This is a genomic window from Variovorax sp. 160MFSha2.1 (assembly GCF_048305075.1).
Taxonomy (GTDB): domain Bacteria; phylum Pseudomonadota; class Gammaproteobacteria; order Burkholderiales; family Burkholderiaceae_C; genus Variovorax; species Variovorax guangxiensis.
Map to the genome: position 1 here is coordinate 4126085 of NZ_CP157624.1, position 14841 is coordinate 4140925.

The following is a 14841-nucleotide window of genomic DNA, read 5'->3' on the forward strand; positions in this document are numbered from 1 at the left end:
ATGAATGAGAGAGGTGGAAGCAGGAAAAAAGCCGGAGGAAGAGGCCTGAACGATACTACGTACCCGCATACGTAGTATTTCGTAATGGTGACCCCCGATGCCCGAGATCGATTACCGGCTGGCCTTTGAACACGCCCCCGTCGGCATGGTGGTGTCGAGCAACCGCACCATCGTGGCGTGCAACCTGCGCGTTTGCGAGATCTTCGGCGCAACGCCCTCCGCACTGGTCGGGCATTCGTTCAGCATCCTCTACCCCAGCGTGGCCGAGTTCGAGCGCATCGGCAAGCGCATGGAGCCCTTTCTGAATGCCAGCGGGCACTACGCCGACAACCGCATGATGAAGCGGCTCGGCGGGCTGCACGGCGCCATCGCCGGCGAAACCTTCTGGTGCCACGTCACCGGCCACGCCATGAACCGCGCCGCCCCGCACGAGGCCGGCATCTGGACCTTCGAGGACCTGGGCTCGCGCCGCGCCGTGAAGGCAGAGCTCACGCCACGCGAGCGCGAGGTGGCCGCGCAGGTGATGCGCGGGCTGACTTCGAAGGAGATCGGCAAGGCGCTGGGCATCAGCCACCGCACGGTGGAACTGCACCGGGCCCGGCTGATGCGCAAGTACGCGGCCGCGACCACGGCCGAGCTGGTGCAGAAGCTGATCGCCGGTTAATCGGCGAGCTCGATGCGCAGGCGCACCATGTCGCGCAGCACGATGCCGTCCTGCTTCTGCAGCCTGCCGCCGGCTGCGCGGCGCACGAAGAAGTCGCGATCCACCCCGGCGATGCGGAAGCCGAAGCGCTGGTAGAAGGCCAGCTCGCGCAGGCTGCTGTTGCCCGTGCCGACTTCGAGCAGGTGTGCGCCCCGTTCCACGGCCAGCGCCTTCGCCTTGCGCAGCAGCGCCGTGCCCACGCCCTGGCCGCGCAGATCGGCGCTCACCGCGATGTTCATGATCTCCCAGGTGCCGATGCGGGTTTCGAGCAGCACCATCTGGCCGACGGCCCGGCCGGCAGCTTCCGCCAGCCAGAGCTCGCCGCGCGACAGGTACTTGCGGATCTCGGCGCGCGGGCCGTCGGCGGCCAGCAGCAGCGGCCATGGGGTCGAGTCGTCGGGGGTGGCACGGCGTATCCGCGGCCGGAGCGCCGCCTTCTTGCTCGTCATCTGTTTCTGTCTGCTTTCATCGGTTGTCGGCGCCGGATTCTCGCGCCACACGAAGCGTCGCCGATCCGCAGAACCAGCCTGAAGTTCCGGCCGAACGCCGACGGATCGTTGCGAAAACGGAAACGCCGTGTCCTCGAAACGCCCGCGCCACGGCAGGCTGCGAAGCCTATCGTGGAGGCCATCAGGGGCAACAAGCCCGCAACCACACAGGAGTCCGAAATGTCCACACCCATCCATTCCGAACGCAGCCTTCTGCTTCAGACGCAGGCTTCCGTCGCCCGCGCCCATGCGCTCGCCGTGCGGAAGCTGCCGGTCGCGATGACGCTCTCCGCGATCATCCTGTCGATCATCAACGTCAAGCTGTAGCCGGTCGTATCCGTGGCAGGTCGGTCAGAGGGCACCGGCACCATGAGGCCCGATCAATCGGGCTTGATGTCAGCCGACTTGATCACCTTCGACCATGCAGCCAACTCCTGGTCGACGAATTTCGCCAGCGTCGGCGGGTCCATGTAGGTCGCGAAGGCGCCTTGCTCGTCCACCTTCCTGCGGAAGGCTTCGCTCTCCACGATCTTGCGGAGTTCCGCGCTGAGCCTGTTGACGACCTCGGGCGGCGTCTTCGCCGGCGCGAACACCGCGAACCACGATTCCACCTCGTAGCCCGGCAGTCCCGCCTCGGCCGAGGTCGGCACGTCGGGCATCGACGGATGCCGCTTGCTGCCCGTGTACGCCAGCGGCTTGATGCGCCCACCCGCGAAATGGCCGATGACCGAGGGCGGCGTGGTGATGAACATGTCGACGTTGCCCGAGATCAGGTCGTTGATCGCCGGCCCCGAGCCCTTGTAAGGCACGTGTGTCATCGCCTGTTTCGTCTGCCGCAACAGCAGCTCGCCCGCGATGTGCTGGATCGAGCCGTTGCCCGAGGACGCGAAAAAGAGCCCGCCCTCCTTCTTCTTGCCGTACTCGATGAGTTCCTTCATCGACTTCACCGGCAGCCTGCCGCTCACCGCGACCACATGCGGCGCGCGCATCACCATCGCGACCGGCACGAAGTCCTTGGTGGGGCTCCACCGGATGTTCGGGTAGAGCGAGGGATTGCCGACGTGGTAGCCCGAATACTGCATCAACAGCGTGTAGCCATCGGGCGCGGCGCGCGCCACGAACTCGGTGCCGATGTTGCCGCTGGCGCCGGGCTTGTTGTCGATGACGACAGGCTGGCCCAGCGCGCGCTGCAGCGGGTCGCCGACCAGCCGCGCCATGATGTCGGTCGAGCCGGCCGGCGCGGTCGGCACGACCATGGTGATCGGTTTCGAGGGCCAGGCGTCCGCGGCGGTTGCGGCCGAAGCGGACAGCACGAGGCCGACCGCGAGAAGGCGGTGGATGGGTTTCATGGTTTGTCTCCGGTGGTTTTGTATTGCTGGCTGTTCTTGGGGCTTCGCTTCAGGGCGACAGCTCCGAGATCTCGATCAGGTTCTGGTCGGGGTCGCGCACATAGACCGAACGGATGCGCGAGGTGGCTCCCGTGCGCATCACCGGCCCTTCGAGGATCGCCACACCCTTCTCGCCGAGCCGCGCGACGACCTCGTCGAGCGGCACGCTGGCGATGAAGCACAGGTCCAGCGAGCCGGGCGTCGGCAGCTGCGCCTTGGGCTCGAACTCGTGGCCCTTCACATGCAGGTTGATCTTCTGGTTGCCGAAGCGAAAGGCCTTGCGGCCGGCGCCGAAGCTCTCCAGCGACATGCCCATCACGTCGACATAGAAGCGGATGCAGGCTTCCTCGTGCGAGGTGGTCAGCACGAGGTGGTCCAGGTGGTCGATCATGGTTGCAGCTCCTTGTGTGCTTGCCCGCGCTCCCGGGCGCGGATGACGATGTCGTCGAAGTCCGGCGGGGGCGCATGCCGCGTCAGCCGATGGCCTGCGCGCGAGACCTGGGCCGGCAACTCGTGCTGCACCAGCGCTTCCAGCTCCGCCGCAGCGGCGATCAGGCCCTCCAGGTCCATGCCGGTGTCGTAGCCCATGCACTGCAGCATGTGGACCACGTCCTCGGTCGCCACATTGCCTGTCGCACCCGGCGCGTAGGGGCAGCCGCCGATGCCTCCGAGCGACATGTCGAGCCGGCGGATGCCGGCCTCCACCGCCGCCACGGTATTCACGAGGCCCATGCCGCGCGTGTTGTGGAAGTGGGCCGTCCATTCCAGCGCCTGATGGCTCGCCAGCACGGATTCGCAGACCTCCCGCACCTGCGTCGGATAGGCCATGCCCGTCGTGTCGCACAGCGTGATGCCCTGCACCTCGAGCGCGGCGAAGCGGTCGATCCAGCCTTGCACCGTCGCGAGCGGCACTTCGCCTTCCATCGGGCAACCGAACACGCACGACAGCGACACGTTCACCGGCACCCCGGCCTTCTTCGCCAGCGCGATGACGCCGGCCAGCTGCGCGAACGACTGCTCCCTCGTCATGCGCAGGTTGGCGAGGTTGTGCGTCTCGCTCACCGACATGACGATATTGAACTCGTCGATGCGGCTCTCCAGCGCGCGCTCCGCCCCTCGCAGGTTTGGCACCAGCGCGGTGTAGACCAGGCCTGGCCGGCGGGCGATGCGATTCATCACCTCCTCGCCATCGCGCAATGCGGGAATCGCCTTCGCCGAGGTGAACGACGTGACTTCGATCTTCGCGTAGCCCAGGCCGCTGAGCCGGTCGATCAGCGCGATCTTGTCGTCCGTGGGAACGAAGCGGCTCTCCATCTGGAAGCCGTCGCGCGTCGCGACCTCGTTGACGAACAGCCGCGTGCCGTTGCCCGCCTTCATGCCGCCACTCCTTCCACGCGCCGCGCCGGCCATCCGGCACCGTGCAGATCGCCGTCATGCTCGCCCAGCCGTGGCGCAGGGTGCGCGAGGCGCCCCGGCGTGGCGCTGAGCTTGGGCACCACGCCCGGCACCTTCAATGTGCTGCCGTCGGAGGTCGGCGCCTCCACGATCATCCCGCGCGCCAGGTACTGCGGGTCGCCCGCGATGTCGGCCACCGTGTAGATGCGACCGACCGGCACGCCCGCCGCATCGAGCGCGGCCAGCACCTCGTCGCGGCTGCGCTGCAGCGTCCATGCCTCGATGGCGGCGTCGATCTCCTCCACGCGCAGCACGCGGCCGTCGTTGTGCACCAGCCCGGGGTCGTTCTCCAGGTCCTCGCGGCCGATGGCGCGCATCAGCCGGCGGAAGATGCTGTCGCCGTTGCCGGCCACCAGCACGTACTGCCCGTCCTCGCAGCGGTAGGCATTGGTCGGCGCGATGCCGGGCAGCGCGCTGCCGGCACGCTCGCGCACGGCACCGAAGGCGTCGTACTCTGGCAGCAGGCTTTCCATCACGTTGAACACCGACTCGTAGAGCGCCACGTCGATGAACTGGCCTTCGCCGCCATGCGCCGTGCGGTGGTGCAGCGCGGTCAGCACGCCGATCACGCCATGCAGCGCCGCCAGCGTGTCTCCCAGAGACACCCCCACGCGCACCGGCACACGGCCCGGCTCGCCGCTCAGGTAGCGCAGCCCGCCCATCGATTCGCCGAGCACGCCGAAGCCGGGCTTGTCGCGGTAGGGCCCGGTCTGCCCGTAGCCCGAGATGCGCAGCATGATGAGCCGGGGGTTCAGCGCATGCAGCGCCTCCCAGCCCAGGCCCCAGCCTTCGAGCGTGCCGGGCTTGAAGTTCTCGATCAGCACGTCGGCTTCGAGTGCCAGTGCGCGCACGGCCTCCTGTCCCTCGGGGCTGCGCAGGTCCAGGCACACCGAGCGCTTGTTGCGCGACTGGACCTCCCACCACGCCGAGGTGCCGTTGTCGCGCAGCAGCCGCCACTTGCGCAGCGGGTCGCCGACGCCGGCCGGCTCGACCTTGATCACGTCGGCGCCGAACTCCGCCAGCGTCTTGCCGGCGAAGGGGCCGGCGATGAGCTGGCCGAGCTCCAGCACCTTCAGGCCTTCGAGTGCATTCATGTCCGCGTCCGTCTCCTTTGTTGGGCTGGCCCCGACTTTAGGAACGGATCGCGGAATGCGGAATTGCTTTGGCGGCAGCAGTCCTTCGCGAAACGCGAAGGACCCGGCTGACGGCGGCGTTGCCCGCCCTACTTTCTCTTCGAGATGCCCGATCCGGCGGCGGCCGGTGGCGCAGGTGCATCGGGCACCTTCACCCATCCGCGCAGCAGCACGCCCATGAAGAGCCCCGCGCCGAAGATCGCCCAGTACACCCAGCCCGGCAGGTTCTCGACGCCGCTGTGCAGGTTCATGCCGAAGGCCGCGCCGATGGCCATCAGCGGGAATGTCAGCGCAGCGATGGTGTTGAGCTTGTGCTGCGCCCGGCTGACTTCGTTGGCCGCGCGCGCCTGCTGCTCGGCGGCGTGCGCGAGCCTGTAGTCGAGCGACATGCGGGTGTCCGCCAGCAGCAGTTCGAGCCCGCGTCCGATCTCGACCGCGCGGTCGCGCAGGTCTGTGATCATCGGGTCCCCCGGCACGGCCTCGCGCGCGGCCTGCAGGGTGGCCTGCATGTTCGAGGCTGCGCGCGAGAGCGGAATCAGCGGCCCGAGGATCTGGAACAGGGCCTCCGAGTTTTCGGCGGCCTCGTGCCGGACCTCGAAGGCGGCCAGGGTCGCGCGGTAGTTCTCCACCAGCTTGGCCAGGGGGCGCTCGCCCGGGTTGTTGCCCTTGTGCAGCCAGGTGCCGTCAGGCTTGCGCAGGAACACCGCCGACTTGCGCTCCGACCCCGTGCCCGTGGGCGGCTCGTGCAGGATCACCATCAGGTGCCCCTGCTCGTGAATGACGCGCTGCGCGCCGTAGCTGGAGCCACCCAGCCGCTGCTGCATCTCGGGTGGCAGCTCCCAGTCGTAGTCGATGCGTCGGGTGCTCATCGGGGGGCCTGCAGTTCTTTCCAGAGGCTGTCGAACTCGTCGGCGAAGCGCCGCACGAGCTGAGGGTCGTTCGTCAGCACCAGGTTCTCCTCGTTGAACTCACAGGCGCTGCGCGTCCAGTTGTAGCTGCCGTTGAGCAGCCGGGCGCCGTCGAAAATGGCGAACTTGTGGTGCATGTGCGCCTCTGTGCGGTCCACCGCCACCGGAATGCCGGCGGCGCGCAGCTGGCCGATGTCGCTGCCGGCATCGAACTCCTTGTCGTTGTCGGAGATGCAGCGCAGCGACACGCCGCGCCGGTGCGCGGCCAGTACCTCGGCCGTGATGCGGTCGTCCGACAGCGTGAACACGCACAGGTCGACGGAATGCCGGGCCGAGCGCAGCTGATGGTTGATGGCCTGCAGGCAGGCCGTGCCGGGGCTGAAGAAGGCCTGCGAGCGCACGGTCACGCTGCCGTCGGCCGAGCGGCCGGTGTCGATGGCGCGGACCACGCCCTCCAGCCACTTCAGCAGAGCCAGCTGCTCGGGGTCGGCGGTGCGGGTACGCACCAGGTCGAAGGCGCGGTTGCGCAGCTGGCGCAGGCCGTCTTCCGGCGGCTGGGCCTCGCGCAGCGTGTGGACCAGCACGCGGCGCTCGTCGTCGCTCAGGCGGGCATCGGCGAGGGTGTCGTCGAGCTGGGCCAGCAACGCGGGCAGCGTGGACGGTGCTTCTGTGGTCGCAGGCAGGGCCGACATCTCATTGCTCCTTGTTGTCCGGCCTGGGCGTGCGCTTCGGCTGCGCACGCGTCGCCATCGCCTCCGCCGCCAGCCGCTCCATGTTCTGTGCGATGGAGCGGTCCAGCTCCAGGCGGCGCTCGGTGGCGGTCACCAGCGGCAGGATCAGCTCGCGATAAGTCACGGCGATCTGCAGCATGGCATCGGCCAGTCGCTGGCCTTCGCTCGGCCCTTCCGCGGGCGCAACGGGTTCGGGCTTGAGCCTGTCGACCGCGCGCGCCACATCGAGCATGCTGCTGGCGATGCGCTGGCTGCCATCCACGTCGGCCCCGCCCAGCTTGCGCTGGCGCACGAACTCCTCGCAGATCTCCTTCCAGCGCGCGTCCTCCTCGGGCGTCGGGCTGCCCAGGAGCTGGGCCAGGCGCAGCAGGTTCTCCTCTGCCCCGGTGGTCAGGGTCTGGGCCTCGCCGCGGTAGTGGTCGCGCAGCAGCGCATCGAGCTCGTCGTCGCGCATCAGCGCTGTGATCTTGCCCGCGAGCTTGGTCATGTTGCGGTAGCTGCCCTGCAGCTTGAAGGGCGGCGCGGTGCGGTACGACTCCTGCTGCGCGGCCGACTCGATGTAGGCGAGATTCACCTTCAGCAGCAGGTCGCGCGCACGGAAGAGCCGCTGCAGCAGCGCCTTGATCTCCTCCAGCTCGGCCGCGCTGTAAGCGTGCGACAGCGCGCTGCTCGGCACCTCGTGGCCCTGTGCCATCTTCACCAGCAGCTGCACGTCCTTGGGGTCGCGCGAGGCCAGCGGCATCAGCGTGGGGTTGGAGGTCAGGCTGTTCTCGATGTACGAGAGCGCGAATGCCGCCTCGCGGCCCGAGAGCACATCGCCGAGGTTGTAGATGTCGGCGCGGTTGGCCAGCATGTCCGGGATCTTGAACACGTCGCCCGACTCGGTGTACGGGTTGCCGGCCATGACCACCGCGAAGCGCTTGCCGCGCATGTCGTAGCTGCGCGGCTCGCCGTTCCACACGCCCTCGATGCGGCGGGTGCCGTCGGCCAGCGCGATGAACTTCTGCAGGAACTCGGGGCTCGTGTGCTGGATGTCGTCGAGGTACAGCATCACGTTGCTGCCCATGGCCAGGCCCAGGTTGAGCTTCTCCAGCTCCTGCCGCGCCGCGCTGTTGGGCGCGTTCGCCGGGTCGATGGCCGTCACGCCGTGGCCCAGTGCCGGGCAGTTGATGCGCACGAAGATCAGGCCCAGCCGGTCGGCCACGTACTCCATGAGCGTGGTCTTGCCGTAGCCCGGCGGCGAGATCAGCAGCAGCAGGCCCATGCGGTCGGTGCGGCTACCCTCGCCCGCCGAGCCGATCTGCTTGGCGAGGTTGTCGCCGATGATGGGCAGGTAAAGCTCGTCGATCAGCTGGTTGCGCACGAAGGTGGAAAGGGGCTTGGCCTGGAACTGGCTCAGCTTGAGCCGCGCCTTCTCGCCTTCGAGGAGTTCGTGGCGCAGCCGGTGCAGCGCCTCGAAGCCCGGCACCGCGTGCTGCGTGTGGAAGAGGAAGCGGCGCCAGAAGTCGTTGAGGTTCAGCGTCAGGCGGCCCTCGGCCACGCGCGGATGTTCGCCGCGCAGCCCTTCCACCGTCTGGTCGAGTGCCACGTTGACGCGGGTGCGCTGCAGCGGCATGGCGAGCACGCTGGCCGCGTCGTCCACCCAGTCGACCGATTGCGGCGACTGGTGCACGGCGAAGGCGCGCACCCAGTCGCGCGCCAGCCGCCAGCGCTCGGCCGGCGGCGCGGCGTCGAGATCGGCCTGCCAGGCTTCGCGTCGGCGGCCACGCTCAAGCTCGCGCAGCAACGCTGCGGCGAGGTCTTCGCCGGCCCCCGAGACCACCCAGGTCTCGCCGCCATGCGCCGCAAGCTCGCGCACGAGGTAGGCGGCCGACTGGTCGCACAGCGTGGCGACGAGCGCCTTGCGGCCCTCGGGCTCCTGCTCTTCTTCCGCCTTCTCCGCCACCGCGAGCATGTCTGGCAGCACCTCGCGCACGAAATGGCCCAGCGAGCGGGCGACGTCGGCCTCGAGCTGGTCGAGGGCGTCGCGCCGCCCGAACAGTTCCTGCATCTGCAGTGCCGCGCGCGCACGGCGCAGCAGCGACTCGCGGTGCGCGATGAGGTGGCCGTGCTGCCAGTAGAGCAAGGCCAGCGCGCGCTCCGTCGGCCCCCAGGCGAGCAGCCCGGCCTGGTCCTGCATGGCGACCAGCGCGGCCAGCAGGCGAAGCGCGTCGTCGTCGTGGATGCCCTTCTGGTAGCCCTCCTGGTAGCGCGCGGCGGCGAAGCGGCGGACCATTTCGAGCAGCTGCGGATGCTGCGGGTCCTCGGCCAGCAGCGTGCGCACCTCGGACCAGCTGCGTTCGGCCTTGCCTTCGAGCAGGGCTTCGAGCAGGCGGCCGGCGAGGTACTCGGCGCGCAAGAGCTGGGGTGTCTCGGACACCAGCGACTGGCCCCAGTAGGCCTGCAGCTCGCGCAGGCGCCCGTCGTCCACCGGGCTCTGGTAGTCGGTGCCCGTCACCTGGTAGGCCATGCCCTCTTCGCGGGCGACCAGCGTCAGGTCGACAGGCTGGCGGTGCACTGTGAAGGCGTGGCGGCCCAGGCGCAGCGTGTCGCCGCCCTCGCTCACCAGCTCGCGCTTGTCGCGCACGGCGCGCAGGGCCTGGTCGCGGGCAGTCTTCAGGCGGGTGTCGAGCTCGTCGGCCGGCACCGCCGAGCCCAGCGTGCGCAGGTCGGCGATCAGCGTGTGAAGCTTGCCGATCATCGGGTCGGCGGCGAAATAGCTGTGGACCTGCCCCAGCTCGGCGAACTGCGCGATGCGGCGCGGAATGCCGTCGAGTATGCGCCCCGCCGCGTCGATCAGGCCCTGCGCGCGGCGCTGGCGGGCCTCGACCAGGGTCTGGCGCCTGGCCGAGAGCGCCTCGTAGACGTTCTCGCGCTTCTCGGCGATGTCGCCAAGGAACTCGTCCTGCTCGGCGAAGCGGCCTTCGATTTCTTCCAGCTGCGCCAGAAGGCGCGTGAGCGCGTCGTCGCACTTCTCGGGTGTGTCGGCGAACTCCAGCGCGTTCTCGACCGCCTGGCCGAAGAGCTTGAACTGCGCGCCGAACTCGGCCCTCGCCTCGGTCGCGCCCAGCGACTTGCGCCGCGCACGCGCATCGGCGCGCATGCGGTTGATGTCGGCGTAGATCAGCGAGATGCGGTCGAGGATGGAGGTGCGGACGACCGCATCGCCACCCGGCAGGCTGCCCAGCTGCTCGGTCAGCAGGTCGAGCCCGGCTGCCTGTTCGTCGAGCGTGGCGAGCAGTTGCCCCAGCGCCGGCGAGGTGGCGAGGTTGGGCAGCTCGGTCGCGAGCTTGTCCAGCGCCTGGCGCTGGCCGGCGAAGGCCGTGTCGGCCGCCAGGAACTGCATGGCTCGCTCGCCGATGCGCTGCTGCTCGGATTCGAGCGCGGCGTCCATCGCGGCGATGCGCGGCAGGTCGGCGTAGCGCAGCTCCTTGAGCATCTGCAGCGCGCCGCGGCGTTCGCGCAGCCGGCCCAGTGCCTTCACGAAGTCGTCGGGTGCGCGCCAGAGCGTGCTGGCGATGTCGACCAGCAGCGCGCGCTGCTCTTCCTCCGCGCGGGCCAGCGCACGGGCCGTCTCGCGGCGGATGGTGTCGACCTTCTCGAACTCGGCCAGCGTGCTGCGCGCCACCTCGGCGATGCTGCGCAGCTCGGCCATGAGGCCGGTGGCCTCGGGCGCATCGAGCCAGAAGTAGGCATCGCTCACCCGGGTGCACTGGCGGATCAGGTCCTCGTAAGCCGCCTTGGTCGGCGCCTGCTCGCGCACCGCGCGGGCGATGCCCATCAGGTCGCTCACGCCGCGCACCAGCTCGGCGTTGCCGATCTTGCCGAAGAAGCCGGTGGCGGGCGGCTGCGCGCTCACGTGCTCTTCGCTGGCGAACGGCGTCTGCCACAGCTGCATCGGGTGCACGCGCGTCGGCTCGCTGTCGTTGTCGTGGAACACCAGGATGCGGCCGTCGGCGAAGCGTGCGTATCCGTTGGCGATGATCGGCGTGGCGAGCTTCTTCTCGATCAGGTTGTAGTTGAAGAGCGCGTAGCGCCCGGGCCTGGGGTCGTAGAAGATGTAGGCCACGTCTTCGCCGTTGGGCGAGCGCAGCATGCGCTTGAAGCGCAGGTTCTCGACCGTCTCGGCCGGCAGGTCGAAGCGCTTGTGCTCTCCCGACTGCAGGTAGTAGCCGCCCGGGAAGATGATGCCGTGGTCTTCCGGCAGCTGCACGCAGGAGCCGCCGATGGCATCGATGCGCTCGACCTGCTGGGTACGGATGTTGAACACCAGGTAGCGCGTGACCTGCTCGCGGTAGGGCTTCACGCGCAGCAGGATCAGCATGCCGAGCTTCGCCCACGCGATCTCGGCGTCGGCCAGCGACTGGCTGCGGTCTTCCACCGGCTCGCTGTAGATGCCCAGCCCGGTCTCGGTGTTGTTCTCGATCTTGATCGTGAGGTCGCCGCCCAGCGTTTCGACGAAGACGGTGTCGAGCACGTTGACGTGCGGGTGCTTGCCGCCCACGTGGTCTTCGCGCGTGGCCACCGTCCACTCGAAGTCGTGGCTGGGCGGCAGCGCGATGTCGCGCTCGCCGCGGTTGTCGATGTACTGGATGCGGCCGTCACGCTCGATGGCCCAGCGGAAGACGCGCACGTCGGTGAGCTGCTGGCCGATCTGGAAGGAGGCGAGCAGCTTGTCCTGCGTCACGCGCAGCTGCAGCAGCGTGGCCTGCTTGTAGTAGGCGTACAGCTCGCGGAAGTCGGAGGCGAAGCGCGGGTCTTCCAGGAAGCTGCCGGCCAGCGGCACCGGCTGCAGCTCGTCGCTGTCGGCGCCCTGCCCGGCCTCGCCCGGAGACACCAGGCGGTACAGCCCGAACACGTCGCCGACCGTGGTTTCCTTGCGCAGGCCGATGAACACGTTGTAGCCGAACAGCAGCAGGTCGCCGATGCGCACGAGGTCGCGTGCTACGGCGTTGTTCTCGGTGCGCGCGCGGGTGCGCAGCACCAGGGCCTGGTCGGAGCGGCCGAACTCTGCCAGCCGCTGCTCGTTGAGCGCCTGCGTCTTCTTCAGCAGGCCCTCACCCTGGTTCTCCAGCCGCTTCTTCAGCAGGTCGTAGCTGCCGCTGCCGGACACCAGCGCCTCGGTCTGCGATTCGGCGGTGCCGCCCGGCGGCGCGCCTTTTTCATCCGTTGGTTGCATAGATCGGCGCGGTCAGTCCGCGCGCAGCAAGGCGAGCAGTTCGTCGCGGTGGGGCTGGGTATCGAGCCAGGCGCGGATGCGGTCCAGCTCGTCGATGCATACGTCGCCGTAGCGGCGGCGCAGCGCGGCAACGCGGGCCTCGCGGACCACCTCGGTCTGCAGGCGGCGCTGCCATCCGTCGGACAGCATCTCGTCGAGCCGGCCGGCCAGGCCCCGGCTCACGATGGCGCGCCACTCGCCCTGGTCGAACCAGAGGTTCTGGCAGGCCACGCAGCGGTCGACGCGGAAGTCGGGGCCCGCGCTCATGCGCAGGCGCTGCATCAGGCGTTGGCATTCGGGGCAGTGCCGCACCGCCGTGGCATCGAACACCTCGATGACCTCGTCGTCGACCGCCTGGGGCACGCGGCTCGCGTCGCCCGCCTTCCAGGCGCGCCAGTCGTCCATGTCCATCAGCATGCCGTGGCAGTCGTCGCACTGCACCGCGAGCAGGCCCTCGGCCAGCGCCACCGGCCGCATCGGCGAGTGCGCGGGGCAGCTGCACGTGAGGCTCGGGTTCATCGCGCCACTTCCCCGGCGGCACCGTTGCGGAAGGTGGCGACCAGGTTGCGCAGCGCGCTCTTCTGGCTCTCGCTGCCGTCGCTGGCGATCCTGTTCATCAGCGCTGCCACGCTGAGGTTCTGCACCTCGCCCGACGAACTGCCGAGCGCACCGACGATGTCGCGCAGGTCCTTCACCACGTCGCGCTCGCCGGAGAGCTGGTCCTTGAAGGCTACCTGCAGCGCGTTGCTCTTGGAGATGACGCCGTCGATGCCCTTGCCTACGGAGAGCGAGCGCACGAAGCTGTCGAAGTAGTCGCCCTGCCCGCCCACGATGTCGATCTTGGCGTTGGCCAGCGCGGTGCCCAGCACCTCGGCCTGTTCCTTGGCGATGGACGTCTGCGCGTCGATGCCCTTGAGGGTCTCGATGTGCGACTTCTCCAGGCGCATGCGGAACTCTTCGTGATCGCGCGTCTCGGGGCTCATGGCCTTCATGGCCTCGAACTTCTCGTGCAGGCCCTTGGCCTCGGCACCGAAGCGCGCTTCGATGACCTGAGCATCGGCCTGGCCCGACTTGAGCGTGGCCTCGGCATCGGCCGTGCGCACGTTGACCTCGGCGAGGCCGAGCTTTTCCTTGCCCGAGGCCTCGGCCTCGAACTTGGCGCGCATGCCCGCGGCTTCGGCCTGCGAGCGAGCCTCGATCACCTGCGCGTCGGCCTGGCCGGCCTTGAGGATCGCATCGGCATCGGCCTGGCGCACGTGCACGTCGGCCAAGCCCAGCTTTTCCTTGCCCGAAGCTTCCGCCTCGAAGCTCGCGAGCTTGGCCTGCGCGGTGGCGATCTCGACCTTGGCGGCGGCCAGCCCCGGCGCGGCGGAGATGGCCTCGACGCCCTCGGCCTCGCGCTTCTTCGACTCGGCCTCGCGCTCGGCCACCTTCAGCTTGGCATCGGCCAGCGTGAGTTCTTCGGCCGCCTTGTGGCGGGCGCGTTTTTCCTGCGTCTCGGCTGCCTTCAGGTCGAGCACCATCTTCTCGTCGGCCTGCCCCTCGGCCATGATGACGACCGACTTCTTGGTGCGCTCGGCCTCTGCGACCACGCGCAGTTCCTTGATTGCCTCTTCCTGCTCGGCCACCGTGCGCTCGACCACGATGCGCTCGCGGATCACGTCGGCGATGGCCTTCTTCTGCACTTCGACGGCCTTGTCCTTCTCTATGCGCTGCAGTGTCACTTCCTTCTCGCGGTCGACAATTTCGAGGTCGCGGGCGCGGATGACCTTTTCTTCCTCGACGGCCACGGCGCGCTTGCGGTTGTTCTCGGCCACTTCCTTCTCGCGCTGCACGTTCTCCTGCTGCACCGAAACCGACTGCTCGGCGAGCAGCCGCGCGGTCTCGGACTTCGTGCGCTCCTCGGCCTGGATCTTGGCGGTCTCGGCCTCCTCGCGGGCACGCACGCTGGCAATTTCGCGCTGCTGGCGCGCGGTGGCGTCGGCCTGCTGGCGCTCCAGTTCGAGCAGGGCTTCCTGCGTCTCGACGTTCTTCTTCTTGATCTGCATCTCCTCGTTGCGTCGCAGCTCGTTGGTGCGCACGTGCTCCACCGCCGTGAGCTCGGTGATCTTCTTGATGCCCTGCGCGTCGAGGATGTTGTTGGCGTCGAGTTCCGACAGCGGCGTCTGCTCGAGGAAGTCGATGGCCGCGTCTTCCAGCACGTAGCCCGAGAGGTCGTTGCCGATCTGGCTCACGATCTGGTCACGGAAGTTGTCGCGCGCCTGGTAGAGGTCGACGAAGTCCATCGACTTGCCCACAGTCTTCAGCGCCTCGGAAAACTTGGCGGAGAACAGTTCTTCCAGCGTCTCGTGGTTGGAGGCCCGTGCGCAGCCGATGCCCTGCGCCACCTTGAGCACGTCGTCGGCCGTCTTGTTCACGCGCACGAAGAACTTCACCTTGATGTCCGCGCGGATGTTGTCGCGGCAGATCAGGCCCTCGTTGCCCGAACGGTCGATCTCGATGGTCTTGACCGAGATGTCCATCAGCTCGGCCTTGTGGATGATCGGATAGACCATGCGCCCGGTGAAGGTCACCTCGGGCTCCGCGCGCAGCGTGTTCACGATGAGCGCGTGGCCCTGCTCGATCTTGCGATAGAACTTGGCGAACATCGCGAACAGGCCGAGGATGACGACGGCCAGTATGACGATGGCGAAGATGATGGGCTCCATTTTTTCTCCAGAAATGCTTGAGAGCGAAAGAAACGGGTGAAAGGTGTGGCGCGCCCGGCAGCGCGCGCGA

General features: G+C 68.5%; 12 protein-coding genes. 2 read left to right on the forward strand and 10 right to left on the reverse strand.

The window, feature by feature from the left end; all coding sequences use genetic code 11:
- Positions 1 to 97: 97 nt before the first annotated feature.
- Positions 98 to 664: a LuxR C-terminal-related transcriptional regulator gene (locus tag ABL838_RS18735; RefSeq protein WP_126021958.1), complete on the forward strand. Its 567-nt coding sequence runs from the start codon at positions 98 to 100 to the stop codon at positions 662 to 664.
- On the opposite strand, the gene ABL838_RS18740 is transcribed toward ABL838_RS18735, so the two are convergent.
- On the reverse strand, positions 661 to 1152 hold the full coding sequence (locus tag ABL838_RS18740) for a GNAT family N-acetyltransferase (RefSeq protein ID WP_126021957.1): 492 nt from the start codon (positions 1150 to 1152) through the stop codon (positions 661 to 663). The genes ABL838_RS18735 and ABL838_RS18740 overlap by 4 nt on opposite strands.
- A gap of 219 nt (positions 1153 to 1371) precedes the next feature.
- On the opposite strand from ABL838_RS18740, the gene ABL838_RS18745 reads away from it, so the two are divergent.
- Entirely contained in the window at positions 1372 to 1518 is a 147-nt protein-coding gene (locus ABL838_RS18745; protein ID WP_301509455.1) for a hypothetical protein, read from the forward strand.
- Between the two features lie 53 nt (positions 1519 to 1571).
- Here ABL838_RS18745 and ABL838_RS18750 read toward each other — a convergent pair whose 3' ends face one another.
- From ABL838_RS18750 to ABL838_RS18790, 9 genes are all read right to left on the reverse strand, one after another.
- Positions 1572 to 2540 carry a Bug family tripartite tricarboxylate transporter substrate binding protein gene (locus ABL838_RS18750; RefSeq protein ID WP_418121449.1) on the reverse strand — a complete coding sequence of 323 codons (969 nt, stop codon included), beginning with the start codon at positions 2538 to 2540 and terminating at the stop codon, positions 1572 to 1574.
- Between the two features lie 49 nt (positions 2541 to 2589).
- On the reverse strand, positions 2590 to 2970 hold the full coding sequence (locus tag ABL838_RS18755) for a VOC family protein (RefSeq protein WP_184636963.1): 381 nt from the start codon (positions 2968 to 2970) through the stop codon (positions 2590 to 2592).
- Positions 2967 to 3956 (reverse strand): hydroxymethylglutaryl-CoA lyase, encoded by a 990-nt coding sequence (locus tag ABL838_RS18760; RefSeq protein WP_418121450.1) that lies wholly within the window; start codon positions 3954 to 3956, stop codon positions 2967 to 2969. Before ABL838_RS18760 ends, ABL838_RS18755 begins: the two co-directional genes overlap by 4 nt.
- Positions 3953 to 5128 (reverse strand): CaiB/BaiF CoA transferase family protein, encoded by a 1176-nt coding sequence (locus ABL838_RS18765; RefSeq protein WP_418121451.1) that lies wholly within the window; start codon positions 5126 to 5128, stop codon positions 3953 to 3955. Before ABL838_RS18765 ends, ABL838_RS18760 begins: the two co-directional genes overlap by 4 nt.
- Before the next feature lie 128 nt (positions 5129 to 5256).
- Positions 5257 to 6036, reverse strand: coding sequence for a hypothetical protein (locus tag ABL838_RS18770; RefSeq protein WP_418121452.1), 780 nt, complete (start codon positions 6034 to 6036; stop codon positions 5257 to 5259).
- The gene (locus ABL838_RS18775; protein WP_418121453.1) at positions 6033 to 6767 is read right to left on the reverse strand and encodes a phospholipase D-like domain-containing protein; all 735 of its coding nucleotides are present in this window, start codon (positions 6765 to 6767) and stop codon (positions 6033 to 6035) included. Before ABL838_RS18775 ends, ABL838_RS18770 begins: the two co-directional genes overlap by 4 nt.
- A gap of 1 nt (position 6768) precedes the next feature.
- Positions 6769 to 12024, reverse strand: a complete 5256-nt coding sequence (locus ABL838_RS18780; protein ID WP_418121454.1) for a DNA repair ATPase — start codon at positions 12022 to 12024, stop codon at positions 6769 to 6771.
- Positions 12025 to 12036: 12 nt separating this feature from the next.
- Positions 12037 to 12582, reverse strand: a complete 546-nt coding sequence (locus tag ABL838_RS18785) for a zf-TFIIB domain-containing protein (RefSeq protein WP_126021949.1) — start codon at positions 12580 to 12582, stop codon at positions 12037 to 12039.
- A complete protein-coding gene (locus ABL838_RS18790; protein WP_184636951.1) occupies positions 12579 to 14771 on the reverse strand; it encodes a hypothetical protein in 2193 nt (730 codons plus the stop codon). The genes ABL838_RS18785 and ABL838_RS18790 overlap by 4 nt, the downstream gene beginning before the upstream one ends.
- Between the last annotated feature and the right edge of the window lie 70 nt (positions 14772 to 14841).

What these genes read in the sequence shown, in the direction of transcription:
- ABL838_RS18735 (WP_126021958.1), top strand. Translation starts at nt 98, where the DNA reads ATGCCCGAGATCGATTACCGGCTGGCCTTTGAACACGCCCCCGTCGGC.
- ABL838_RS18740 (WP_126021957.1), bottom strand. Translation starts at nt 1,152, where the DNA reads ATGACGAGCAAGAAGGCGGCGCTCCGGCCGCGGATACGCCGTGCCACC.
- ABL838_RS18745 (WP_301509455.1), top strand. Translation starts at nt 1,372, where the DNA reads ATGTCCACACCCATCCATTCCGAACGCAGCCTTCTGCTTCAGACGCAG.
- ABL838_RS18750 (WP_418121449.1), bottom strand. Translation starts at nt 2,540, where the DNA reads ATGAAACCCATCCACCGCCTTCTCGCGGTCGGCCTCGTGCTGTCCGCT.
- ABL838_RS18755 (WP_184636963.1), bottom strand. Translation starts at nt 2,970, where the DNA reads ATGATCGACCACCTGGACCACCTCGTGCTGACCACCTCGCACGAGGAA.
- ABL838_RS18760 (WP_418121450.1), bottom strand. Translation starts at nt 3,956, where the DNA reads ATGAAGGCGGGCAACGGCACGCGGCTGTTCGTCAACGAGGTCGCGACG.
- ABL838_RS18765 (WP_418121451.1), bottom strand. Translation starts at nt 5,128, where the DNA reads ATGAATGCACTCGAAGGCCTGAAGGTGCTGGAGCTCGGCCAGCTCATC.
- ABL838_RS18770 (WP_418121452.1), bottom strand. Translation starts at nt 6,036, where the DNA reads ATGAGCACCCGACGCATCGACTACGACTGGGAGCTGCCACCCGAGATG.
- ABL838_RS18775 (WP_418121453.1), bottom strand. Translation starts at nt 6,767, where the DNA reads ATGTCGGCCCTGCCTGCGACCACAGAAGCACCGTCCACGCTGCCCGCG.
- ABL838_RS18780 (WP_418121454.1), bottom strand. Translation starts at nt 12,024, where the DNA reads ATGCAACCAACGGATGAAAAAGGCGCGCCGCCGGGCGGCACCGCCGAA.
- ABL838_RS18785 (WP_126021949.1), bottom strand. Translation starts at nt 12,582, where the DNA reads ATGAACCCGAGCCTCACGTGCAGCTGCCCCGCGCACTCGCCGATGCGG.
- ABL838_RS18790 (WP_184636951.1), bottom strand. Translation starts at nt 14,771, where the DNA reads ATGGAGCCCATCATCTTCGCCATCGTCATACTGGCCGTCGTCATCCTC.